The organism is Candidatus Merdisoma sp. HCP28S3_D10 (assembly GCF_052065835.1).
Classification (GTDB): Bacteria; Bacillota; Clostridia; order Lachnospirales; family Lachnospiraceae; genus Laedolimicola.
The window spans coordinates 537,261-558,374 of the sequence record NZ_JBQHTG010000002.1; the positions used below are offsets into that span (position 1 = coordinate 537,261).

Here is a 21,114-nt window from a genome sequence, read left to right on the forward strand (position 1 = left end):
TTATTTCTCTGATAGTATTCCCCGCTCCCGAAAGGAGCTATAACAGTGATCACCTATAATAATATGATCCAAAAGCTGGATTCCCAGCATTTCGCCCGCTTCATAAATCCGGTGCGTCATCCGGATATCCTCCGGACTGGGCATAGCGTCTCCGCTTGGGTGATTATGCACCAGTACCAGCCGCACCGCGTGACATTCCAGCGCCTCCAGGAAAATCTCCCTGGGTGAAACCAGGGAAGCATTGACCGTTCCCTGAAACAAAAGTTTTTCCTTCAGAAGCCCGTTTTTCGTATTCAGAAACAGCGTATGCAGCTGTTCCTGCTCCGCGTAGCGCAGATCCTCCATGAAATAATCCGCTACCGTCTCCGGCGCGTCAAAGCAGAGACGCTCAGCCGCTTCTGCCCGGGACATCCGGGCCGCCAGCTCCGCCACGCATTTTAGCTGTACGGCTTTCACATTTCCAATGCCCTTAAGCTTCATCAGGCGCTCCATGGGAATCCGGCTCAGCCCTTTAAGTCCCTGGTAGCCTGGCAGGCTCAAAACTCTTCCCGCCAGCTGACAGGCGTTTTCCCCGCAGGTCCCGGTCCGCATAATCACGGCCAGTAGCTCCGTATCGGAAAGCGATCCGGCTCCGGCCTGCAGGCATTTTTCATAGGGACGCTCTTCCCTGTATAATTCCTTCATGGTTGTGGTTGTATTCATTCCCGTTCCTTTCTGCTCTCCAGACAGCGAATCACGGCAGTACAACCCTTTCGGAGCCTTTTACAGCTTCCGGTAGATAATAATCGCAAGCACCACGCCGATGATACTGGCAATGGATATCTGTATCGTCAGACCGAAGGTCAGAATCAGGAGACCCAGATCCAGTACAATCGGATTCTCCAGTCCGAAGCTCTGCCCGTAATTCAGCCAGCTAAGGCCTGATACATTGGCGGTCAGCATTCCGATGAAGCCTCCCAGTACAATGCCGGAAAGCAGCATCACCAGCAGCACCCAGCCGTTTTTTGATCTCATAACATCCCTCCGTCTTTCGTGATTATCACATTTTATAATAGCACAAAGGCTTTCTCTTGTATACAAAAAAAATCCTAAAGTTCTCTTAAGATGTCGCCGGATTTCGACTGTATTTTCCTGCAATCATCTCTGCCGTCCGGACGCCGTCCATGGCCGCCGAGGTGATACCTCCCGCATAGCCTGCGCCCTCTCCGCAGGGATAAAGTCCCTTCACCGGACTTTCCGCCCGATCTCCTCTCAGAATCCGCACCGGAGAGGAGGTCCGGCTTTCCACGCCGGATAATACCGCGTCTGCCCGGGAAAAACCAGAAATCAGATGCTCGCAGTCCAGAATCCCCTCCTCAAGGGCCGCCGACAGATACTCCGGAAAAATTCCCCGCACATCGCCAAACTCCCAAGCGCCCTTGATACAGGGTTCCACCCCGCCAAGACCGGTGCTCAGCTGTCCCCGGCAGAAATCTCCCAGAAGCTGGACCGGCACCTTACCGCCGCCTGCCGCGAAGGCCGCCCGCTCCAGCTTTCTCTGGAATTCCACGCCGGAAAGCAGATCCTCTCCGCCAAAATCCTCCGGGCGCACAGTCACAATCATGGCGCTATTGGCGTTGCGGCCGTCCCGGGCCTGATAGCTCATACCGTTCACCGCCAGTCCTCCCTCCTCAGAGGAAGCGTTGACCACATAGCCGCCGGGACACATACAGAAGGAATAGACGCCCCGATCCCCGCCGACCTTCCGGGTCACCTTGTAGGCTGCCGTGGGAAGCTCATCGGGATAATGCTCCCCATACTGGCTCACATTGATCAGCTCCTGGGGATGCTCAATCCGCACGCCCACCGCAAAGGCCTTCCGCTCCATAGGAATCTTCCGATCCCGGAGCATGGCAAAGGTATCCCGGGCGCTGTGACCGATGGCCAGCACCAGCACCTCTGTCTCCAGATAAGAGGGCTCGCCCTCCTGCTCCCCGCTTTTTCTTGTATACACGCCGCAGACCTGTCCGTCCCGGATCTCGATATCCACAAGCTGGGTATCAAAATATACCTGGCCGCCCAGATCTTCGATCTCCTTCCGGATATGCTCCACCATGCCAATGAGCACGTCGGTGCCCAGATGGGGCTTATTCCAGTAGAGAATCTCCTCCGGCGCTCCGGCCTGTACAAAGGTCTGGAGCACCAGCCGTCCTCTTCCCTCCGGATCCTTGACCAGGGTGTTCAGCTTTCCGTCTGAGAAGGTTCCTGCCCCGCCTTCGCCGAACTGCACGTTGGAATGAAGCTTCAGGGCGCCGCCGCCCCAGAACCGATCCACCGTCTCCTTCCGCTTTCTGGCCGTCTCTCCCCGCTCCAGTAAAATGGGCCGGTATCCTGCCCGGGCCAGCATCAGCCCGCAGAACAGGCCCGCAGGTCCCGTCCCCACGATAACCGGACGGTGCGGCAGCTTTTCCCTGCCCGGCTCCGGAAAATGATAGGCCTTCTTTACCGCCGCCGTCACATTCCGGTTGTGAAGCTTCTTCAGCAGCTTCTCCTCACCTTTTAGCTTCACATCAACCGTATACACGTAGGAAATCGGTTTCTTCCTGGCGTCCACAGACTTTTTCTGAATGGTCAGCTGCTCTATTTTATCAGAAGATACCTTCAGCTCCCGGGCAGCCGCCTGGACAAGCGCCAGCCCGTCGTGTCCTGTGGGAAGCTTGATCTGACTGATTCGTATCATATACTCTCTCCTTTATTCTGCCGCCGCGCTGGTTCCCGCCAGCCAGCCGCTGCTGAAGGCCCATTGCAGATTGTAACCGCCGCAGGCGCCGTCCACGTCCAGCAGCTCTCCTGCCAGATAGAGTCCCGGCACCTTCCGGGATTCCATGGTCTCCGGGTTCAGTTCCCGCAAGTCCACACCGCCGGAACAGACCTGCGCCTGGGAAAAATCGCCGCTTCCCGTAATCTCTGTCTCAAAGCACCGAATCGCCCGGCTTAACCGTTCGATATCTTCCCAGTTCCAGTCCCCCGCCTTCTTTTTCGTTTTTCCCAGACCGCTTCGTTCCAGCACACAGGCGCTCACCTTTGCCGGCAGAAGCCCGGTCAGAAACTGCTCGCCGGTTTTATAGGCGTTATTCTCTATCCGTTCTTTTAAGAAGGCCAGGAACTCGGTCTCTTCAAAGACCGGCATCAGGTTCAGCCGTCCGCGGACCTGTCTGCCCTGCGCAAGGGCCCGCACCGCATAGCGGCTCACCTGGAAAACCGGAATGCCGGAGATCCCGTTCTTTGTAAACTGTACCTCGCCCCGGTCGGAGGCCAGCCATTCTCCGCCCGCATAGAGCTCCACCTGAGCATCCATGCGGACTCCCGCCAGCTTTTCAAAGAACTTTTCCCTGCAGCAAAGCTGTACCAGCGCCGGAAGCGGCTGGATCACCCAGTGTCCCAGCTTCTTCGCGAAGCCATAGCCCGCGCCGTCGGATCCGGTCTCCGGAGCCGCCTTGGAGCCACAGGTGAGAATCACAGCGTCCGCCGGATAGCTCCACCCTTCCGTCTCCACCAGAAAGCCATCCGGATTCCGGGTCACAGCCCGCGCCTCTGTATTCAGGGCCATCTTCACGCCCAGATGCTCCGCCTCCAGACGAAGTGCCTCCGACACTGCGGCCGCCTGATCGCTGTAGGGATAGAGATAGCCGTTCCTGTCCTTGGTAAAAATTCCCATTTTTTTTAAAATCTCCAGGGTATCTTCCATGCCAACCCGGCTAAGGACCTGTTCCACAATGGAGGGGTCCGTGCTTCGGTAATGGGACAGGCTCTGATCCCGGTTGGTCAGGTTGCAGCGGCCATTTCCGGTCACCAGTATTTTCTTTCCCACCTGTCTATTTTTCTCCAGCAGTGTCACCTTTGCCCCGCACCGGGCAGCGCCGATGGCCGCCATCAGCCCGGAGGCTCCGCCTCCCACAATCAGAACCTTTTTCATCCTTCTTCTCCTTACAGCTGTACCAGTCCCGCGTCCACCATTTTCTGCAGGGACATCAGAATGCCCAGCTTTGCGTGGGGCCAAGTCAGTCCGCCCTGGAAATACACTGCGTAGGGCGGTTTAATGGGTCCGTCTGCGGAAAGCTCAATGGACGAGCCCTGCACAAAGGCTCCCGCTGCCATAATGACGTCACTGTCATAGCCCGGCATAGCCCAGGGCTCCGGCGTCACATAGCTGTCCACCGGCGCTGCCGCCTGAATTCCCTGACAAAAGGCGATGACGCCCTCCGGCTTTCCGAAGGTAACCGCCTGGATAATATCGTGACGGCTCTCCCTGCTGTCCGGTACCACTGCGTAACCCAGCTTTTCGTAAATATTGGCTGCGAAAATCGCGCCCTTCAGCGCCGCTGCCGTCACGGTCGGCGCCAGAAAAAAGCCCTGATAGAAGCTGGTCATAACGCCCAGGGAAGCGCCTACCTCCTTGCCGAGACCCGGAGAGGTCAGGCGGTAAGCCGCGTTTTCCACATACTGTTCTTTTCCGACGATATAGCCGCCGATGGGCGCCAGTCCGCCGCCCGGATTCTTAATCAGAGATCCCACACAGAGATCCGCTCCCACATCTGTGGGCTCTATCCGCTCTACAAACTCGCCGTAGCAGTTGTCTACCATGCAGATCACGTCCGGCTTTCTTTCTTTAATGAAAGCAATGAGCTCGCCGATACGCTTTACCGACAGAGTCGGGCGGGTCTGATAGCCCTTGGAACGCTGAATCGTCACCAGTCTGGTGCGCTCGTTCAGCGCCGCCTCAATGGCCGGATAATCGAAGCTTCCATCCTCCCTCAGATCCACCTGGCGGTAGGTCACGCCATACTCAGCCAGAGAACCATTGGAGGGACGGATTCCGATCACCTCCTCCAGGGTATCGTAGGGCTTTCCGACCGGGGAGAGCAGCTCGTCTCCGGGACGCAGATTGCCGGACAGGGCCACTGCCAGCGCATGGGTTCCACAGGCGATCTGGGGACGCACAAGGGCTGCCTCCGCATGGAACGCGGCAGCGTATACCTCCTCCAGCTTATCTCTTCCCAGATCGTTATAACCGTAACCGCTGGTGGCCGCGAAGCAGGCTGCCTCCACCCGGTTCTTCTGCATGGCTCCCACCACCTTCAGCTGATTGTATTCCGCTGTCTCATCGATGGCGTCAAAGCGCTCCTTCAGACCCTTTTCTATCTCCTGTCCAAATGCGTATACGGCCGGGCTGATTCCCAGCTCCCGGTACATCATTTCTGTCTCTGTCATTCTTCTGTTACTCCTTTTTCTCTCCATATTTTCAGCATAAATGCAAGAATTTTCTCATCGTCATAGCCATACTCCGGCTTCTCTACCCAGACGACGTCCCGCTCCCGTTTAAACCAGGTGAGCTGACGCTTAGCAAAATGGCGGGTATCCCGTTTCAGAACCCGCACAGCCTCCTCCAGGGAAACAGAGCCGTCCAGATAATCCAGGATTTCTTTGTAGCCCAGTCCCTGCATGGATACCATGCCCCGCTTACAGCCTTCTTCCTTCAGCCGCTTTACTTCCTCCACCAGACCAGCCTTCATCATCTCATCCACCCTCTGGTCGATGCGTTCATAAAGCCTGGAGCGCTCGTCATTCAGGACAAAATAGGCAAAGCAGTACGGAGATTCCTTTTCCCGCTGCTCCTCATTGTGCTCTGAGATACGCTGTCCGGTCAGCCGATAATATTCCAGGGCGCGGATCACCCGCTTTACATTGTTGGCATGAATCTCCTCCGCGGCCTTCGGATCCACCAGGGCCAGCCTGGCGTGGAAACGCTCCGGTCCCTCTGCTGCCGCCAGGGCCTCCAGCTCTTGGCGGACGCCGGTTCCCTCTTCATTTTCTGTAAAATCGATATCGTAAAGCAGGGCCTGAATATAGAATCCGGTTCCTCCCGTGAGAATCGGAATATGCCCCCGGCTCCAGATTTCTTCCATAGCCGCCCGGGCCAGTTCCTGGAAACGTACCACATTGAAGTCCTCTTCCGGCTCCAGCACATCGATCAGATGATGGGGAATCCCCTCCATCTCCTCCGGGCGGATCTTGGCCGATCCGATATCCATGCGGCGGTAGACCTGCATAGAGTCGGCGGAAATGATTTCTCCCTCCACAGCCCTGGCCAGGCGGATCGATAATTTAGTTTTTCCGACAGCAGTGGGGCCGGTCAGGATAATCATGGGTTTCTTCACGGGCTTCTCCTCCTTGGTTTATTGCAATCTGTTTTATTCTAATATTAAATAGGAACTTTTTCAAGATTAAAAATAGAATCCTGCAATGCAGGATTCTATTTTTTTCCACTTTAATATAGCACAGTATTTCCTATAGAGCAAAAAAGGTGCTGTCTTCCAGCACCTTCATTCTGTACCTTATCCCTGTGTAAACCGGGACAGGAACTGTTTTGTACGCTCCTCCCGGGTATGTTCGAACACTTCCTCCGGCGTTCCCTTTTCCAGGATACGGCCGTCGTCCATGAAGATCACCTGGCTTGCCACATCCCGGGCAAAGGCCATTTCATGGGTTACGATGATCATCGTCGTATTCTGGTCTGCCAGCTCCCGGATAACCCTCAGCACCTCTCCGGTCAGCTCCGGATCCAACGCCGAGGTCGGCTCATCAAAGCAGAGGATATCCGGCTTTAACGCCAGGGCGCGGGCAATCGCCACACGCTGACACTGTCCGCCGGACAGCTGATGGGGATAATTGTTCATCCGGTCCGCCAGTCCCATCTGGATCAGCAGGCCTTTGGCCTCTGCCTCAATTTCCGCGTGAATTTCCTTTTTTCTCGCTTTATAATCCGGCTGTTCCCTGGCCAGAAGCTCCTTGGCCAGCATTACGTTGCCCAGGGCTGTATACTGGGGAAACAGGTTGAAGGACTGGAACACCAGTCCAAAATGCAGACGTTTTTTGCGAATCTCGGATTCCTGCAGGGTCAGCGGATCCTCCGCGTCAAACAGGGTCTCCCCGCCCACACGGATTACGCCGGTATCCGGCCGCTCCAGAAAATTCAGGCAGCGAAGAAAGGTGGTTTTACCGCTTCCCGAGGAACCGATGATGGATACCACCTCTCCCTTCTCCAGGGTAAAGCTGATATCCTTTAATACCTCTGTATTATCAAAGGTTTTACTTACGTGTTCTACTTCCAGTATTGCCATTCTTAGCGCCCTCCTTATCTGAAATAATCCAGTTTCCGCTCCAGCCGCTCCAGAAGAACGGTCAGAACGCCGTTGAAGATCAGATAATAGACAGCCGTAAAGAACAGCGGCCAGATCTCACCTGCAATTCCCTGGGAGCCCTTCATAAATGCCTGTCCGGCCCAGATAATCTCCTGAAGGGCAATGATCCGTGCCAGGGAAGTATCCTTAACCAGGGTAATGATCTCATTGGACATGGGCGGTACAATCCGCTTAATCATTTGCATCAGCTTGATTTTAAAGAAAATCTGGCTTTTGGTCATACCCAGCACCAGGCCTGCTTCCTCCTGGCCCACCGGTACGCTCTGGATGCCGCCCCGGTAGATCTCAGAAAAATAACAGGCATAGTTCAGGATAAAGGAAATGGAAGCCGCCAGAAAACGACCGGCCTCTCCACCGCCCCAGATCTGCTTACCCAGTACTAGACCCGGAAAATAAAAGATAATCAGCAGCTGGATCATAAGCGGCGTACCGCGTATGATCCAGACGAGCAGCTTGGATAACATGCTCAAAGGGCGGAACCTCGACATGGAGCCAAAGGCTATCACAAGCCCCAAAGGCACCGCTCCGATCAATGTGATAAAAAACAGTCTCAGTGTCTGCAGAAAACCGCTGTTCAACGCGCCCAGAACAATCGGCATCTGTTCTATAATTCGTTCCATATTACTTCTCTTTTGCCTTCGCTTTTATTCTTATTCCTGTACCAGGGCTGCCTGGACGCCGTACTTCTCTGCGCAGGCCTTCATGCTGCCATCTGTGGTAGCATTAGCAAAGAACTCATCCAGCACTGCAGCCAGGTCGGAACCCTTCCGGAAGCCTACGCCGTATTTCTCACTGTTCAGCGCAACGGTGTAGGTCAGCTTTTCGTAGCTGGTTCCCTCGCCAATCATGGCTGCCGCCATCAGAGAGTCGATGACTGCCGCGTCAGAGGTACCGGATGCCACCTCCAGAAGAGCGTCAGACTGTGCCTTGACCGGTGTGTAATCCAGTCCCAGGGCGCTGACCTCAGCCTCTCCTGCGCTGCCTGCCTCTACTGCAAAGCTTAAATCCTTCAGGCTGTCTGTATCCTGATACTTGTCAGCCACGTCCTTCGGAACTACAACCACCTGGGCGTTGTTCAGGTACGCGCCGGTACATTCCATGGAGCTCGTTACCTCGTCGGTCAGGGTCATGCCGTTCCATACACAGTCAATGCTCTTTCCATCCAGCTCCAGGACCTTATTATCCCAGTCGATCTCCACAAATTCCACATCGACACCCAGGCTCTCCGCGAAGGCCTTGGCCATATCCGCGTCGAAGCCTACCCAGTCGCCATTCTCATCCTTGTAATCCATGGGTTCAAAATCAGTAATGCCGACTACCAGCGTTCCCTTATCTACCACATATGCCATATCGCTGTCTGTGGAAGCCGCGTCTGCGTCTGCCTCGTCCATATCTTTATCTGCAGCCGCATCCTCTGCATCCGTATTGGTTACCACTTCCTCCTGCTTGGAAGAACCACAGCCTGCCAGCATGGACGCTGCCAGTACTCCACATAAAAATACGCTTACTACTTTCTTTTTCATAATAATCTCCTCCCGCGGGTTCGAATTTCTTTCTGCTACCACTGCACTTTATTAAAGTGTCGGTACCATTGCATTCTATCATCTGACGCCGTAACTGTCAACCGGAAGTTATGCGTAACGGGCATTTTTTTCATATTCCCGCTCCAGCTCGTAGATTTTCTCTGTCAGAGATTCCGGCAGGCTCAGATGCTCCCCGGCCTCCCCAAGAAGCCTCTCATACTCCTCCATCAGCTCCAGAAGCTGCTCCCCGCCTATATTCTGAAGCTCCATAGCCTGCTCGAAATCATCGTCCGACAGGCCCAGACGCATGGCGAAGACGTATTCCTTCAGCACCTCCGGATCCTTCTGATACTGCCAGGAGGTCCGGAACGCCCTGGCCGCCTGCCCGAACCGGAAAAGCCTGCAGCAGCAGACTCCCAGATTATTCCAGACATGGGCGTAAAATTCCACGCCCAGGCGATCGCTCTGCCGGATATCCAGAATCTTCTCATATTCGTAGATCGACGCCTGGTAATTGCCGTTGATAAAATACTCATCTGCCCGCAGCTTCAGGCGTTCCTGCTCCTGATAGGTCTTCAGCACCTTCAGCCGGGCGGAAAGCTCCGTCAGCTCCTCCTGGGTATAGTAATCCACACTGCGCAGAATGGTCAGCACCATGTTCTGGATGCTGCTGCCCGCCTCTGCGCCCTTTTTCAGCTTTTCGGCCAGTTCCGGATTGTGAATCTCGGTACGGATCCACTCCCAGAGCCGTTCCCCCAGCATCTGCCGATCTGCCAGATACACATTTTCATAAAGGAAAAAGGCCAGCTCTTCCATAGAATAAAGGCGGATCCCCATACTTTCTATGTAATAAGGCGTCTTTACCGGTTCGTCCCGGCATATCATAACGGTTCCCATCTTCAACAGCCCCCTTCCTGTCTAAAATCAACGACCTCATTCCAGGTCAGATCCGAAGAAGGAAAGAGTTCCCCAAAGCCCATATCCCGAATCTGGATTTTCAGCTGCTCCACTCCAGAGAATTCCACCGAAATATCAAGCCTGGTGGTTCTGGGCGGCCGCTCCGGAAGCCCCGGCAGGGCAACCGTATCCTTCAGGGTTTCCTTCCCCTGCATGGGCTTCAGGATAAATTCCAGCACCGGCTCGTCCGCCAGCAGTACCTGACACTCTGCCTTGGCCTCGTACCAGCTGGTTCCCGCATTCAGCAGTGTATACACACTTTCCCTGCTGCCACGGGTGCGGATTCCCACGTTATAGGAAATCTTATCCTCTCCCAGATAGACAAAGGAACGCTCCTCCGGCTTCTTCAGTTCTTCCATGGCCCGGTAGCAGGCTCCCTTGGCAAATAAATTGTTGCCGGCAAACACCCGTCTTCCGGCTCCGCATAGAATCTTCAGGCTCTCCTCATACCAGTTTTCCCCAAAGCCGTCGCCCACCAGGAAAACAGAAGAAACCGGACGCCCGCCAAAAATATCCCTGGCAATTCCGGACAGCAGCAGATCCTTTTCCGTCGCCGTATAGCCCTCCAGGGAGGCCTGCCATTTTTCTTCCTTCTCTGTCCGTGCCATAACCGGAACCGTCCGGCTGTTGCTGTTGAGCACCGTGCTCTGAAGCTGTTCTCCCTCACAGGTAAACAGCACCGCCTGGTGCCGCCAGATTTCCCGGGACTGATGCAGCACATAAGCGCAGAAGCTCTCTTCCCGGGACTGGACAAAAATCCGGCTCTCCGGGACTCCCAGAAGCTGCATGGCCAGGCGTCTCAGCTCCTGAACGGCCGGTTCGTCCGCCTGCTCCAGGCAGAACACCAGAGCCTCAGCCTCGTGAAGCTTCCCGTAGGGCTTTAAGAGCCGCATGGCCCTCTTTAAAAAGCTCTCTGTATTTTCTGTCGGAATCCGGTATTTCTCTGTGCCGGGCTCGATGGAAACCGAAACCGGTTCTTTGGATTTGTCATTCCAGCAGCAGATCTGGGAATATTTCTTCCCCAGATCAAACCCTATTACAAAGGCTCCCACTGTCTGCTACCTCCTATCCTTTTACGCATTATTTTATGGAAAACATGGTTTCCACCAGAAACTTCTTTTTCTCATAAGTCCGGTACTGTTCCTCCAGAGTGTCCCTGTCATGCTCAGACAGCGAACGGGCCATCTCATAGACGCCGGCGTATTTGGTGCCGGTCACAAGCGGCTCCTCCTCTCCCTCCACAAAGCTGTGATCCGGAGTGGCGTGCTCACCCTGTCCGTCCTCCTCAGTCACGAACCAAGTCAGGCGATCCCCGTAAAAAAGGGTAAATTCTTTTACAAACAGTCCCGGCTCCACCGGATACAGACGCTCCGCCACATAATTGCAGTTCCGAATCCGGGGCGATTCAATCACATAATGGAGAATGACCTTATGAGCCGGATTAGCCCGGTATTCCACAAAGGTTTTGTCCTCCAGAAGCTCCGGTCGGCCCAATCTGCCCAGAAGCCACTTCATAAATCCAAAACGCATTTTCTTCTGAACACACACTCTTACCATCTGTTCTGCCCGGATCTCCTCCGTCTCTGTCATTTTGCGCTTGCCGGACAGATACCGAAGATAGGCCAGATCGCAGACCGGGGCCAGACCGACTTCCCAGACGATGGCCTGCTCGAGTTCCCCATAGACCGCCTCCGGTGCCTTCTCGTCCCGCACAAAATCCTGCCAGCACATCCAGGTAAGCCACGCCTTTGCCACCAGGCCGTCGCCTCCCAGCCTGCGGTAATCCAGAAAAATCTCCGCAGCCTCTTCCCGCACCTGGCCGGTAAAAAGCATCTGTCCCAGAATCCGCTCCTCCAGATCAAAAACGTCCAGTTCAAATTCCCGCGCTTCCCGCCAGACTTCCTCCATGACCGCCATGGAGCCGTAATAATAACCGGACAGGTATTCCAGGATTCCCTCGTTGTACTTATGCTTCCGGAAGATATACAGACAAAGCTTCAGCAGAAAGGCATCCTCCTCATACTCCAGCTCCCGCATTTTCCAGACTGCCAGCTTCAGCAGAAGCTTTACCCGGACCATGGAATAATCATAGCTGCGGACCAGATTCCAGGCGTCCTCATACAACCCCCGGAGAATCAGGATTTCCACGTAGCGTCCCCGGTCCTTCGGGGTCATCTGCGTAGTCTCCGTCACAAAAAACTCCTGATCCAGCTCCTCCAGATCATGGCTTGCGTAATAGAACTGCAGGATTTCCTGCCGCACATCTTCTTTGTAATGGGCCGTAAAGCCCTCTATCTTCAGTACCCGCTTATAATTCTCCACATTGTCCCCGGTCAGCACATGATTCCGGCTCATACCGTCGCAGAGATAGAGATAGAGTCCCTGGTGATAGCGGAGCAGCTCACGGCACTTCTCCACATAGCGCCGCTCGTTCAAAAGCCGGGTCAGCGTATAGGGTACGCTGGAGGTATAGCAATTGCCCTGATCATCCACCAGCACAATCACCGCTCCCGGCGTGTATACAGGAATCAGCGCCTCCCCGTGAAGTAACGGCACGGTAATCTTCTGCTGCAGCTGCTCATAGAGCACCTGCACCTGCCGAATCCGCCTGTCCTGACACCGGATCCGCCGCAGAAACATAATATCCGCCAGCGCTTCGGCAAAATCTATGGTCAGCAGCTCTTCCACCAGAAACCGCTCGTAGATCACCGCCATATTTTCACTGAGTCTGCGCTCCAGAAGCTGATCCAGCATGAAGCTCTCGATTTTATCACGGTATCTGCGGTACAGATCGGAATTCTCATCCTGGAAACGGATCACATTGGCGTATAAAAGCGCCTTCTGAGCGTTGTTCAGGGTATTTTCCATCAGGAAATATAAAAGCAGATTTCTGGGAAATGCCTCCCCGTAGGAATCCGGCACAGCCATCATAAAATACTCGTAGAGATTCGTAATCTTCAGTTCCAGATCCACGCCCCTGCGGTACCAGGAAAAGCTGTCCTCATCCGTACAGCCGCTCTTAATCAGAATCGAGCAGATAGCCGACAGCAGATCCTTTCCGCCGTACTGCTCATAAGCTTCCTTCACCCGGGCAAAGCCCTGGGCCTCCGGACGCCGGCCGCGCAAGATCTGATCCGCCAGCTCCAGGGCCTCCTGGGGCGTCAGCTCCTTTTTTCCTGTATCCGCAACAACCTCTGTCACAGGCTCGGCCTCCTGCCGGTCCGGTTCCTCCGGCAGCGGCTCTATGGGATCCGCGGAGATAAAGTAGGCGTAGCCCTCCTCCTTCGGCGCCTCGTGGGCCGCTACCCGCACCGTATAGGGAAGCAGGTACTCGCCCGCCTCCGCTACGATACAGAATTCGCCTTCGATCTCCTCTCCGCCCCAGAGTCCCCGGCCGTCAAAGCAGTAACCGATACGCGCCGTCCTGGCTGAGAAGCTGGGATGCTCCACCTGCATCCGCCAGGAGGAAGCGTAGACAATCCCCTTTATCGGCCGATCCGCCGTAACGGTAAAGCAGCCTTCTGCCATCTCTCCCGGCATACAGTTCAGGGTAATCAGAGATTCCGAGAGGGTCATCTCCGGCTTTTCGTATTCTATCTTTCCTGCTGCGATTCGTTCCAGCTTTGCCCGCATAGACTCTCCGCTCCTTCCGCCGCCCCTGCGGCTTTCCAAGTTATCATTGCATTTTTCTGAAATAAAGTTATAATCAGTATAGCATTATTTGTAACAAAGTACAAGAAAAGAGGATACGCAAATGCTTAAGCACAAAGACCATTTCCACGGAAGTGACCTGGAAAAAATAGAAGAAGTTTACGGTATTAAAAAGGAAAACATTACCAGTTTCAGCGCAAATGTGAACCCCCTCGGTATCTCTCCGAAGCTGCGCTCCTCGTTGATTGATCATATCGACGCGATCACCTCCTATCCGGATCGGGAGTACACCTCCCTGCGGAAGCAGATCGGCGCTTACGTAGGTGCCCCCGCGGACAGTATTCTGGTGGGAAATGGTTCTACGGAGCTGATTTCCCTGTTTATCCAGATGGAGCACCCGAAAAAGGCCCTGATTCTGGGACCCACCTACTCGGAGTATGAGCGCGAGATTTCTCTGGGCGGCGGCACCTCCCTGTATTTTCCTCTGCGGGAGGAGGACGATTTCGTCCTGAATCTTCCCGCCTTTAAGGAAGCCCTGAATGAGAGCATCGATCTGCTGGTGATCTGCAACCCCAACAACCCCACCTCGACTGAGATTTCCCAGGACTCCATGCGGAAAATTCTGGACGAGTGCAAGCGGTATGACATTTTTGTAATGGTAGATGAAACCTATGTGGAGTTTGCGCCGGACGCGGCGGAGGTGGATTCAATTCCCCTGACACATTTTTACAATAATCTGGTGGTTCTGCGCGGCGTTTCAAAGTTCTTTGCTTCGCCGGGACTGCGGCTTGGCTATGCGGTAACCGGCAACGCCGATCTGCTGAAATACATCAACACCCATAAGAACCCCTGGACTATCAACAGCCTGGCCGCTATCGCGGGAGAGCTGATGTTCTCTGACGAAGATTATATCCTGGAAACCCGGAAGCTCATTGCGCAGGAGCGGACACGCTGCTACGAGGAAATGAAGGGCTGGGGAACCGTGAAGGTCTATGAACCTGCCGCCAACTTTATGCTGGTAAAGATTCTCAAGGAGGGCGTAGACGCGGATATGCTCTTTGAGCACGCCATCCGGAAGGGACTTATGATTCGGAACTGCTCTACCTTCCCGTTCCTGGACGAGCGATTTTTCCGGTTCTGCTTCATGAGCCCGGAGAAGAATACGGAGCTGCTGCGCTGCTTACACGAACTCTTGTAGGCGAACTATAAAAAACCGGCCGGGAAACTTTCTTCTAAGCCGGTGTCCGGCTTTTCGCGGATTGCTGTCTGATTGGGGCGGACTTTTCAAAGTCCGTTCCAGACAGATAGCTGTCCGTGAAACGTCCGAACACTGCAGAAGAAAATTCCCGGCCGGTTTTTAATTTCCATCAAGATTCAGTCTCCGAAATGCGCCGTATAGATGGTCATGAAATTGGGAGCTGCCTCGCCGCTGTAATCGGCAAAATGCACCTTATTCCAGAGATGCTTATTGAATTCCGACGGCGTATCCGCCATCAGAGCCTCGTAGGCCTCGCTGAATTTCTGATCCCGGCGTTTTTCCACCAGCGTCACTTTATTGGCTTCTGTAGCCTCCCGGTCGAAATGATTGACACATTTCAGGATATAGTAGCCGTCTGCGGTTTCAATGACGTCGCTTATCTGATCATTTTCCAGGGAAAAAGCAGCTTCTTCATACGCCTGTTCCTTTTCCCCCCGGCTTAAGGTGACGGTAGTCTGGCTGTCCTTATTGTAGGCCGCAGCCACGGTGCCAAAATCTTTGCCTTCGTCCAGACGGGCTTTCACAGCCTCCGCGTTTTCCCGGCTGTCCAGATGAATCTGCTGAATGGTAATAATCCGCGCGTCATCATCGCTGACCTCTGTATTGACGTCTTTGGTGATCTCTTTATAGACCTTGCCGGACAGCACATGGGCGGCGAAGAGATCTTCCACGTCGCTTTTTTCTATTTTCATGTATTTTTTCTGCTCGTCCGTCAGAGCCTGATAATATTCCTCCGCAGCCTGGCTGACTTTTTCTTTTTCACTGCTGTCTAAGGTAACCTCATGCTCTTTGGCCAGCAGCGTAATCGCTTTGACAGAGGCAAGCTGGGCTACGATGGTGTCTTTTACATATTCTTCCAGTGTCACGCCGCCAAAGTCGTGCTCCCACATTTCTACCCCATAGGCATTTTCATACTGCTGCTTATAGTCCATCACGTAGATCATGGCTTCGGGCAGGGTGCAGACGCTTTTTCCCACCTTGAACAGCTGATCTCCGGACAATCCTGTGGTCAGGACAACCTTTGTGTTTTTTAAAACGCCGCAGCCCGTCAGACTGCCGGTGAGAACCAGGGCTGCAAAAAAAGCTGCTATCCCTCGTTGGATCATGTTTCGCATCTTATCCCTCCACAATCAGGTAGGTTCCGTCTTCCAGGGCGAAGACCTCTGCGGTCTCTTCCACTTCTTCATCGCTCATGCCACTGACATCCATTCCACTTTCTTCCAGATAATTCCGGACATCCTCCAGACTATCTACTACAACCGCCATGCAATCCTCCAGAAATTCTTCCGCCTCCTCCAGGCTTCCTGCTACGGGCTCGTCAAAAAGCTGTCCCTGGTTTTTCAGAAAGGTTTTCAGACATTCTTCTGTATATTCGTTCATAGTATGCTCTCCTTTTTATCGTTTAATCAATCAAAGTACGAAGTACCTTCAGTACGCCATCGTTTACATTGGTATCCGCAATATGCTTCGCGGCTTTTTTGACTGCTTCCGCCGCGTTTCCCACAGCATAACTTTCTGTAGCTGCCGCCAACATCTCCAGATCGTTGTGGTTATCTCCAAAAACCATGGTCTCATCGGGACTGATTTTCAGAGTTTTCTGGATTCCCCGGATGGCATTTCCCTTATTGCTTTCCTTGCTCAGGAAATCTACCCAGATATCCCCTGCCACCGTACAGTGAAGCCGCTTTGACCACCGGGGAACCAGAAGATCCCGCACCTCTTCGATATTTTCCTTACGGTAGACCGCCATTTTATTGACCTTTAATTCCTTTACAAGTGCATCCTCCCTCTCAAACAGGACGCTGCGATACCCGTTCCGCACCAGATCGATAAATTCCGGATCCTTACTTTCCGTATAGAAGCCCTCTTTCGTATCCAGCGTAAAGCTAGTCCCCGGAATCTGCCGGACCTCCTTTACCCACTGACAGACATCCTGCCAGTCCATGCTCTGCTCCAGAATGCTGTATCCCCTGCAATTTACATACGCACCGTTTTCTGTGATAAAAATCATGTCATTCTTCACCGGTTCAAATAGCTTCGACATACTGGAATAATGACGTCCACTGGCTGCTGCAAAAAGTATTCCCCGACTTTTCAATTTTCGAATTATCTCAAAGATCTCCGGATTCAATTTCGCAGTTCCCTCAGGAAGCAGAGTTCCGTCTATATCGCTGGCCACCAATTTTATCATCTTACTTACTACCCTTTCTATAAATTTCTATCAGTTCTTCTGCTTTCTTTACCACGACATTCGCTCCATTTTTCTGAAGTTCCTCCGCGTCCCGGAAGCCCCATTCGACTCCCACGGTATACATATGGGCCGCCGTTCCGGTCTGCATATCGGTCCCCGTATCCCCCATGTACATGCATTCTTCCGGTTTCACGCCGAACTGCTCCGCAATATAGAGTGCTCCCGCCGGATCCGGCTTTCTGGGAAACGCGTCTGACTGTCCCTGAATCCAGTCAAAAACGCCCTCCTCAAACACGGTATGAATCACATTTTCCGTATTTTCATGGGGCTTATTGGACAGCACGCCAAGCTTTGCCCCCTGTGCTTTCAGTTCCTTCAGCGTATCCACAATCCCCGGATAAGGCTTCACATGGTACAGACAACCCTCATTAAAATACTCCATATACCGTTCTTTTACTTCTTTGAAATGAACTCCCTCTTCGTCTCCCGCAAACCGCAGCAGACGTTTGATCAGCACATCTACACCGTCTCCCACAAAAATTTTATAATCCTGAATAGACGCTTCCTTCAATTCAAAATCACGCATGGCGTGGTTGGCGCTGTTTGCGATAGATTCCACACTGTCGCAGAGCGTTCCGTCCAAATCAAAAACACACGCTTTAAAGTTCATAATAATCCTATTCCTCCTCTGTCGGCTTCTGCAAATCTATTCCCTTTTTCAGAAGTTCCTGATAAAAACGGGCCGCCGGAAAACCAACCACCGTTGTATATTCTCCGTGAATCTCCCGGATATAAGGCATACAGCCACCCTGAATCGCGTAAGCTCCGGCCTTGTCCATAGGCTCGCCAGTTTTAATATACTGCCAAATCCATTTCTCCGTCATGGGATACATCGATACCTTCGTACCCTCCGCAAAGTGAACCACAATTTCCCCGGTTACCGTATCCACAACGGCTACTCCGGTATAAACCATATGGGAAGCATTCTGCAGCTCCTTCAGCATCCGGAACGCTTCTTCCTTATCCCGGGGCTTACCCAGGATTTTTCCCCGGCTCGCTACTACCGTATCTGATCCAATCACCAGAGCCGGCTCCTCTGTCTGTTTCGCTACCTCCCGGGCTTTCTGCAGCGCCAGTGTTTTCACAGCTTCAACCGGATCCTCTGTTTCCAGTTTTTCCTCTCCACAGGCCGGCTGAACCTGAAAGCTCAGTCCCATCTCCGCCAGTATCTCACGCCTTCTGGGGGAGGCGGAGGCCAGTATCCATTTTCTCTTTTTCACTTTCTGACTCCTCTTTTCTCACTTCTACTAGAGTAATATATATTTTTTAGATTGACAATAAATTTTTTAGATTTTTTTGCTTTTCTTTTCCCCGGAATCGTATTACAATATAGGAAATGCATAAGGAGGGACTGTACCATGAAAAAAATAGCAAAAATTTTCGGAGCATTTGCTGCCGTAAGCGCTGTCATTGTCGGAGGGGTAGCCCTTTATAAAAAATTCTTTTCCCTTGATGGAGATCTGGACGACTTAGACGAGGATCTGGAAGACGAATTTGAGGACGAAGACCTAGATGCCGAGCCCGCAAAGGCTGCTGACAGAAGCTATGTATCCCTGACGCCGTCTGAAGAGCAGAAAGAAGAGACTCCGGCAAAAGTCGATACAGAGACTGCTGCAGCAGATGAAACCGAAGTTTCCAAAGACGCAGCAGAAGCTGACACTGAAACCGAAACTGCGGACGAAGAGTAAAATCGTCCATAACAGACACCGAGGCTGTTTACAACATCATCCGGTAGAGATGATGTTGTGGCAGCCTCATTTTTTATTCTTCTTTTTTCTGTTCCCTCAGCATTTTCCGGTAATAGGATACTCTCCGGAACTGATCCTCAAAATAGGAATTGATCTCCGCGCCAATCAATATGATATACATACAGAAATACAACCACAGCATTACCAGCACAATGGTCGTCAGGCTGCCGTACATATTGGCAAGTCCCGGTGATAGCTCCACGTAAATGGAAAATACGATGGAGAATCCATACCAGCAGACCGCGGAAAAGGCCGCGCCCGGCGCCTGGCGGAGCAGACGTACCTTCCGGTTCGGCACAAAACGGTACAACAGCATAAAGAATACCGCCAGAATCCCGATGGATACCATACCCTTCAGCTTCAGCAGAATCCCTGTCACATAAGAAAGAATCGGAACATATTCCAGCGCCACATGATGCAGGGAATTGCCAAAGACCAGAATCACCAGAGACAGAATGACTGCCACCACGAACACCAGCGTATAAAAAGCAGACTGCAACCGCAGAAGGATATAGTTTCTGCGCTCCTCCACGTTATAAATCATATTCATTCCCTGAATCAGACCCATAAAACCCTTTCCCGCAGACCATGCCGCCATGATCGCGGACAGGGAAACCGTCACCGCAGTCTTACTGTAGACCTCATTGATGATTCCCTGTACAAAGGAGTCCATGCTGGGCGGAAAAATCATCTGGGCCGCCTGGTAGATATCCTCCGGTGTCAGAGAGGTGTATTGCACCAGAGTTATCAGAAGAATAAAAAATGGAAAAAAGGACAGCATAATAAAGTATGCCGTCTGCGCCGCATACGCTCCCACGCAGTCCTCCTGCATGGCATTCAGAAAGCCCATTATCAACTTCATGCATTTTTTTACAAACTTCATGCTTCCCCCCGCTGCGTCCCGCGTTTCCGGAACCTTTTCTCAACCGTATCTTTTATTTTATCATAAGTCACCGATTTCCGTCAAATTCACATCTGTGTAAAAAAAGTGCAGAATATCACCATATCTCTTCCCCTGCCTTGCCATGCCGTTGGCTCCGTTCTGGCTGAGTCCCACCCCATGACCGTAACCGCCACCGCTAAAATGCCAGCCGGACAACTCTCCTTCTTCATCAAATACCGGCTCGATCTCCAGATAGGCACTGGGAAGAAGCGCGCCTCCGTCTGCCACAGAACCGTCTTTCCGCCGGATTTTCCCGCCCTGTACATTTAAAAGTGCCCGCACATTGTATTCCGTACAGACCTCGATGGTATGACGGCTTCCCCGGATCTGCAGCCTTACAATGGCTCCGCCCGCGTTCCGTTCCAATACGTCGATACCCCGGATCCGTCCGATGGTTTTAATGGAACGGCTCTCCAGACGGGAACCCAGCCGGGTGAGCACCGCCTCCGGATTGGCTGCGATCCGTCCCGCCAGCGCCCGGTTCAGGTTTTCGGAAAGAAGCCGGTTGTCAATCTCCGTTTCCCAGCGGTACCAGCTGACGTCTGCGTCATATCCATCGTGCTCTTCCTCCAGAAAGCTGTGAAAAGCCTCCTCTGAGCTTAGATCCACGATCTTCCCCGCCGCGTCCACGGTTTTCCCGGTCAGATAGGGCGTCAGGGCCTGATTTCCCTCCCACCAGACCTCCTGGTTGCCGGTGGCTCCCCAGGAGGTAGAAAAATAATACGCCGTAATGGGACTGCCCTGGCAGGTCAGAATCTGACCGGCTGTCTCCCGCACCGCCTGGTCGGTGCTTTTCGTCCGCCCGGTATTGCCGTAGACCTGAAAGCTGACGCTGTCGTCCACATGAGCCTCGCACTCCGGATAAGCGTAGCCGGAAAGCTCCTGATATGCATAGGTCCTGGCGCAGACTGCCTGCGCCTTCAGAGCCTCCTCCTCATAACCGGATGGCATCTCACTGGGCACCACGTAAGCCAGATACGTCTCCAGGTCTACCTCATTGACCAGATAAAAGCCTCCGTCCGCAGGCCGGATCTCAAACGTTCCCTCATAGGACGGATGACCGCCGCCGCGTTCCAGGGAATCCACCCGGATCCGCCCCTCTGCCGCTGCGGCGCAGAGGCATTCCGGCCGCTCCCCGGCCGGCTCTCCGTTCAGAAACAATACGCCGTCCTCTGCGGTCAGCTCCAGACGACTTCCCTCCTCCAACACATCCCCGCTTTCCCGATCCGTCAGCGTCAGCTCTGTTCCATTTTCCGACACAAGCGTAACCTTTTCATGAAGCAGATCCGCAAATTGATCGGTCTTTAACAGAACCCGGATCCTGCCTGTGAAGGGAAGCGGTTCCGGATCTCCGGTATCTTCCGTCTCTTCCCCGGCTTCTTCCTCCGCGGGCTCCCGCTCCGATACGCTCTGGCCGTTACTCTTATCTTCCGGTTTCCGGCTTACAAGTGCCAGCAGCACCGCAAGACCGAGCAACAAGAACACCAGTTTTATTTTAAGAAGCCTTTCCTTTTCCATCTGCTTATCTCCGGACAAAACAAA

21 protein-coding genes are annotated in these 21,114 nt (G+C 53.3%); 2 read left to right on the forward strand and 19 right to left on the reverse strand.

Going from position 1 to position 21,114, the window contains the following annotated elements; all coding sequences use genetic code 11:
- The 12 genes from radC to ACTNCH_RS07875 all read right to left on the reverse strand — a co-directional run bounded on the left by radC (window position 1) and on the right by ACTNCH_RS07875 (window position 13,354).
- On the reverse strand, window positions 1-702 hold the full coding sequence (radC, locus tag ACTNCH_RS07820) for a RadC family protein (protein WP_441017618.1): 702 nt from the start codon (window positions 700-702) through the stop codon (window positions 1-3).
- A gap of 60 nt (window positions 703-762) precedes the next feature.
- On the reverse strand, window positions 763-1,014 hold the full coding sequence (locus ACTNCH_RS07825) for a DUF4321 domain-containing protein (protein WP_441017620.1): 252 nt from the start codon (window positions 1,012-1,014) through the stop codon (window positions 763-765).
- A gap of 85 nt (window positions 1,015-1,099) precedes the next feature.
- Window positions 1,100-2,719: an NAD(P)/FAD-dependent oxidoreductase gene (locus tag ACTNCH_RS07830; protein ID WP_441017622.1), complete on the reverse strand. Its 1,620-nt coding sequence runs from the start codon at window positions 2,717-2,719 to the stop codon at window positions 1,100-1,102.
- Between the two features lie 12 nt (window positions 2,720-2,731).
- Window positions 2,732-3,955, reverse strand: a complete 1,224-nt coding sequence (locus ACTNCH_RS07835; RefSeq protein WP_441017624.1) for an NAD(P)/FAD-dependent oxidoreductase — start codon at window positions 3,953-3,955, stop codon at window positions 2,732-2,734.
- Window positions 3,956-3,966: 11 nt separating this feature from the next.
- Window positions 3,967-5,250, reverse strand: coding sequence for an aminotransferase class I/II-fold pyridoxal phosphate-dependent enzyme (locus ACTNCH_RS07840; RefSeq protein ID WP_441017627.1), 1,284 nt, complete (start codon window positions 5,248-5,250; stop codon window positions 3,967-3,969).
- Window positions 5,247-6,185 carry a tRNA (adenosine(37)-N6)-dimethylallyltransferase MiaA gene (gene miaA, locus ACTNCH_RS07845; RefSeq protein WP_441017834.1) on the reverse strand — a complete coding sequence of 313 codons (939 nt, stop codon included), beginning with the start codon at window positions 6,183-6,185 and terminating at the stop codon, window positions 5,247-5,249. Before miaA ends, ACTNCH_RS07840 begins: the two co-directional genes overlap by 4 nt.
- 189 nt (window positions 6,186-6,374) lie before the next feature.
- Window positions 6,375-7,160, reverse strand: coding sequence for an amino acid ABC transporter ATP-binding protein (locus tag ACTNCH_RS07850; RefSeq protein WP_441017629.1), 786 nt, complete (start codon window positions 7,158-7,160; stop codon window positions 6,375-6,377).
- A 14-nt stretch (window positions 7,161-7,174) separates the two neighbouring features.
- Window positions 7,175-7,861 (reverse strand): amino acid ABC transporter permease, encoded by a 687-nt coding sequence (locus tag ACTNCH_RS07855; RefSeq protein ID WP_441017631.1) that lies wholly within the window; start codon window positions 7,859-7,861, stop codon window positions 7,175-7,177.
- A 30-nt stretch (window positions 7,862-7,891) separates the two neighbouring features.
- Window positions 7,892-8,764, reverse strand: coding sequence for a transporter substrate-binding domain-containing protein (locus tag ACTNCH_RS07860; protein ID WP_441017633.1), 873 nt, complete (start codon window positions 8,762-8,764; stop codon window positions 7,892-7,894).
- Window positions 8,765-8,872: 108 nt separating this feature from the next.
- Complete coding sequence (locus tag ACTNCH_RS07865) at window positions 8,873-9,661, reverse strand: hypothetical protein (RefSeq protein ID WP_441017635.1); 789 nt, start codon at window positions 9,659-9,661, stop codon at window positions 8,873-8,875.
- Between the two features lie 2 nt (window positions 9,662-9,663).
- Window positions 9,664-10,773, reverse strand: a complete 1,110-nt coding sequence (locus tag ACTNCH_RS07870; protein ID WP_441017637.1) for a DUF5716 family protein — start codon at window positions 10,771-10,773, stop codon at window positions 9,664-9,666.
- Window positions 10,774-10,801: 28 nt separating this feature from the next.
- On the reverse strand, window positions 10,802-13,354 hold the full coding sequence (locus ACTNCH_RS07875) for a DUF5717 family protein (RefSeq protein WP_441017639.1): 2,553 nt from the start codon (window positions 13,352-13,354) through the stop codon (window positions 10,802-10,804).
- 121 nt (window positions 13,355-13,475) lie between these two features.
- Between ACTNCH_RS07875 and ACTNCH_RS07880 the strand changes: the two genes are divergently transcribed.
- Window positions 13,476-14,570, forward strand: coding sequence for a pyridoxal phosphate-dependent aminotransferase (locus tag ACTNCH_RS07880; protein WP_441017641.1), 1,095 nt, complete (start codon window positions 13,476-13,478; stop codon window positions 14,568-14,570).
- A gap of 176 nt (window positions 14,571-14,746) precedes the next feature.
- On the opposite strand, the gene ACTNCH_RS07885 is transcribed toward ACTNCH_RS07880, so the two are convergent.
- Genes ACTNCH_RS07885 through ACTNCH_RS07905 form a run of 5 tightly spaced genes read right to left on the reverse strand, consistent with a single transcriptional unit; the run spans window position 14,747 to window position 18,101 of the window.
- Window positions 14,747-15,745, reverse strand: a complete 999-nt coding sequence (locus tag ACTNCH_RS07885; RefSeq protein ID WP_441017643.1) for a peptidylprolyl isomerase — start codon at window positions 15,743-15,745, stop codon at window positions 14,747-14,749.
- 1 nt (window position 15,746) lies between these two features.
- Window positions 15,747-16,010 (reverse strand): glyoxalase, encoded by a 264-nt coding sequence (locus ACTNCH_RS07890; protein ID WP_441017645.1) that lies wholly within the window; start codon window positions 16,008-16,010, stop codon window positions 15,747-15,749.
- 22 nt (window positions 16,011-16,032) lie between these two features.
- Window positions 16,033-16,821, reverse strand: coding sequence for an HAD family hydrolase (locus ACTNCH_RS07895; protein WP_441017647.1), 789 nt, complete (start codon window positions 16,819-16,821; stop codon window positions 16,033-16,035).
- 1 nt (window position 16,822) lies between these two features.
- The gene (locus tag ACTNCH_RS07900) at window positions 16,823-17,491 is read right to left on the reverse strand and encodes an HAD family hydrolase (protein WP_441017649.1); all 669 of its coding nucleotides are present in this window, start codon (window positions 17,489-17,491) and stop codon (window positions 16,823-16,825) included.
- 7 nt (window positions 17,492-17,498) lie between these two features.
- A complete protein-coding gene (locus ACTNCH_RS07905; RefSeq protein ID WP_441017651.1) occupies window positions 17,499-18,101 on the reverse strand; it encodes a Maf family protein in 603 nt (200 codons plus the stop codon).
- A gap of 138 nt (window positions 18,102-18,239) precedes the next feature.
- Between ACTNCH_RS07905 and ACTNCH_RS07910 the strand changes: the two genes are divergently transcribed.
- Window positions 18,240-18,569 carry a hypothetical protein gene (locus ACTNCH_RS07910; protein ID WP_441017653.1) on the forward strand — a complete coding sequence of 110 codons (330 nt, stop codon included), beginning with the start codon at window positions 18,240-18,242 and terminating at the stop codon, window positions 18,567-18,569.
- A gap of 73 nt (window positions 18,570-18,642) precedes the next feature.
- Here ACTNCH_RS07910 and ACTNCH_RS07915 read toward each other — a convergent pair whose 3' ends face one another.
- Both ACTNCH_RS07915 and ACTNCH_RS07920 read right to left on the reverse strand, forming a co-directional pair.
- On the reverse strand, window positions 18,643-19,512 hold the full coding sequence (locus ACTNCH_RS07915) for a YihY/virulence factor BrkB family protein (protein ID WP_441017655.1): 870 nt from the start codon (window positions 19,510-19,512) through the stop codon (window positions 18,643-18,645).
- Window positions 19,513-19,572: 60 nt separating this feature from the next.
- Window positions 19,573-21,090, reverse strand: a complete 1,518-nt coding sequence (locus tag ACTNCH_RS07920; protein WP_441017657.1) for a SpoIID/LytB domain-containing protein — start codon at window positions 21,088-21,090, stop codon at window positions 19,573-19,575.
- Window positions 21,091-21,114: the final 24 nt, after the last annotated feature.

Bases quoted from the DNA above. Each gene is read 5' to 3' on its own strand.
- ACTNCH_RS07920 (WP_441017657.1), bottom strand. From the start codon at position 21,090: ATGGAAAAGGAAAGGCTTCTTAAAATAAAACTGGTGTTCTTGTTGCTC.
- ACTNCH_RS07830 (WP_441017622.1), bottom strand. From the start codon at position 2,719: ATGATACGAATCAGTCAGATCAAGCTTCCCACAGGACACGACGGGCTG.
- radC (WP_441017618.1), bottom strand. From the start codon at position 702: ATGAATACAACCACAACCATGAAGGAATTATACAGGGAAGAGCGTCCC.
- ACTNCH_RS07900 (WP_441017649.1), bottom strand. From the start codon at position 17,491: ATGAACTTTAAAGCGTGTGTTTTTGATTTGGACGGAACGCTCTGCGAC.
- ACTNCH_RS07835 (WP_441017624.1), bottom strand. From the start codon at position 3,955: ATGAAAAAGGTTCTGATTGTGGGAGGCGGAGCCTCCGGGCTGATGGCG.
- ACTNCH_RS07910 (WP_441017653.1), top strand. From the start codon at position 18,240: ATGAAAAAAATAGCAAAAATTTTCGGAGCATTTGCTGCCGTAAGCGCT.
- ACTNCH_RS07895 (WP_441017647.1), bottom strand. From the start codon at position 16,821: ATGATAAAATTGGTGGCCAGCGATATAGACGGAACTCTGCTTCCTGAG.
- ACTNCH_RS07880 (WP_441017641.1), top strand. From the start codon at position 13,476: ATGCTTAAGCACAAAGACCATTTCCACGGAAGTGACCTGGAAAAAATA.
- ACTNCH_RS07855 (WP_441017631.1), bottom strand. From the start codon at position 7,861: ATGGAACGAATTATAGAACAGATGCCGATTGTTCTGGGCGCGTTGAAC.
- ACTNCH_RS07825 (WP_441017620.1), bottom strand. From the start codon at position 1,014: ATGAGATCAAAAAACGGCTGGGTGCTGCTGGTGATGCTGCTTTCCGGC.
- ACTNCH_RS07890 (WP_441017645.1), bottom strand. From the start codon at position 16,010: ATGAACGAATATACAGAAGAATGTCTGAAAACCTTTCTGAAAAACCAG.
- ACTNCH_RS07885 (WP_441017643.1), bottom strand. From the start codon at position 15,745: ATGCGAAACATGATCCAACGAGGGATAGCAGCTTTTTTTGCAGCCCTG.
- ACTNCH_RS07860 (WP_441017633.1), bottom strand. From the start codon at position 8,764: ATGAAAAAGAAAGTAGTAAGCGTATTTTTATGTGGAGTACTGGCAGCG.
- ACTNCH_RS07850 (WP_441017629.1), bottom strand. From the start codon at position 7,160: ATGGCAATACTGGAAGTAGAACACGTAAGTAAAACCTTTGATAATACA.
- ACTNCH_RS07865 (WP_441017635.1), bottom strand. From the start codon at position 9,661: ATGGGAACCGTTATGATATGCCGGGACGAACCGGTAAAGACGCCTTAT.
- miaA (WP_441017834.1), bottom strand. From the start codon at position 6,185: ATGATTATCCTGACCGGCCCCACTGCTGTCGGAAAAACTAAATTATCG.
- ACTNCH_RS07915 (WP_441017655.1), bottom strand. From the start codon at position 19,512: ATGAAGTTTGTAAAAAAATGCATGAAGTTGATAATGGGCTTTCTGAAT.
- ACTNCH_RS07875 (WP_441017639.1), bottom strand. From the start codon at position 13,354: ATGCGGGCAAAGCTGGAACGAATCGCAGCAGGAAAGATAGAATACGAA.
- ACTNCH_RS07840 (WP_441017627.1), bottom strand. From the start codon at position 5,250: ATGACAGAGACAGAAATGATGTACCGGGAGCTGGGAATCAGCCCGGCC.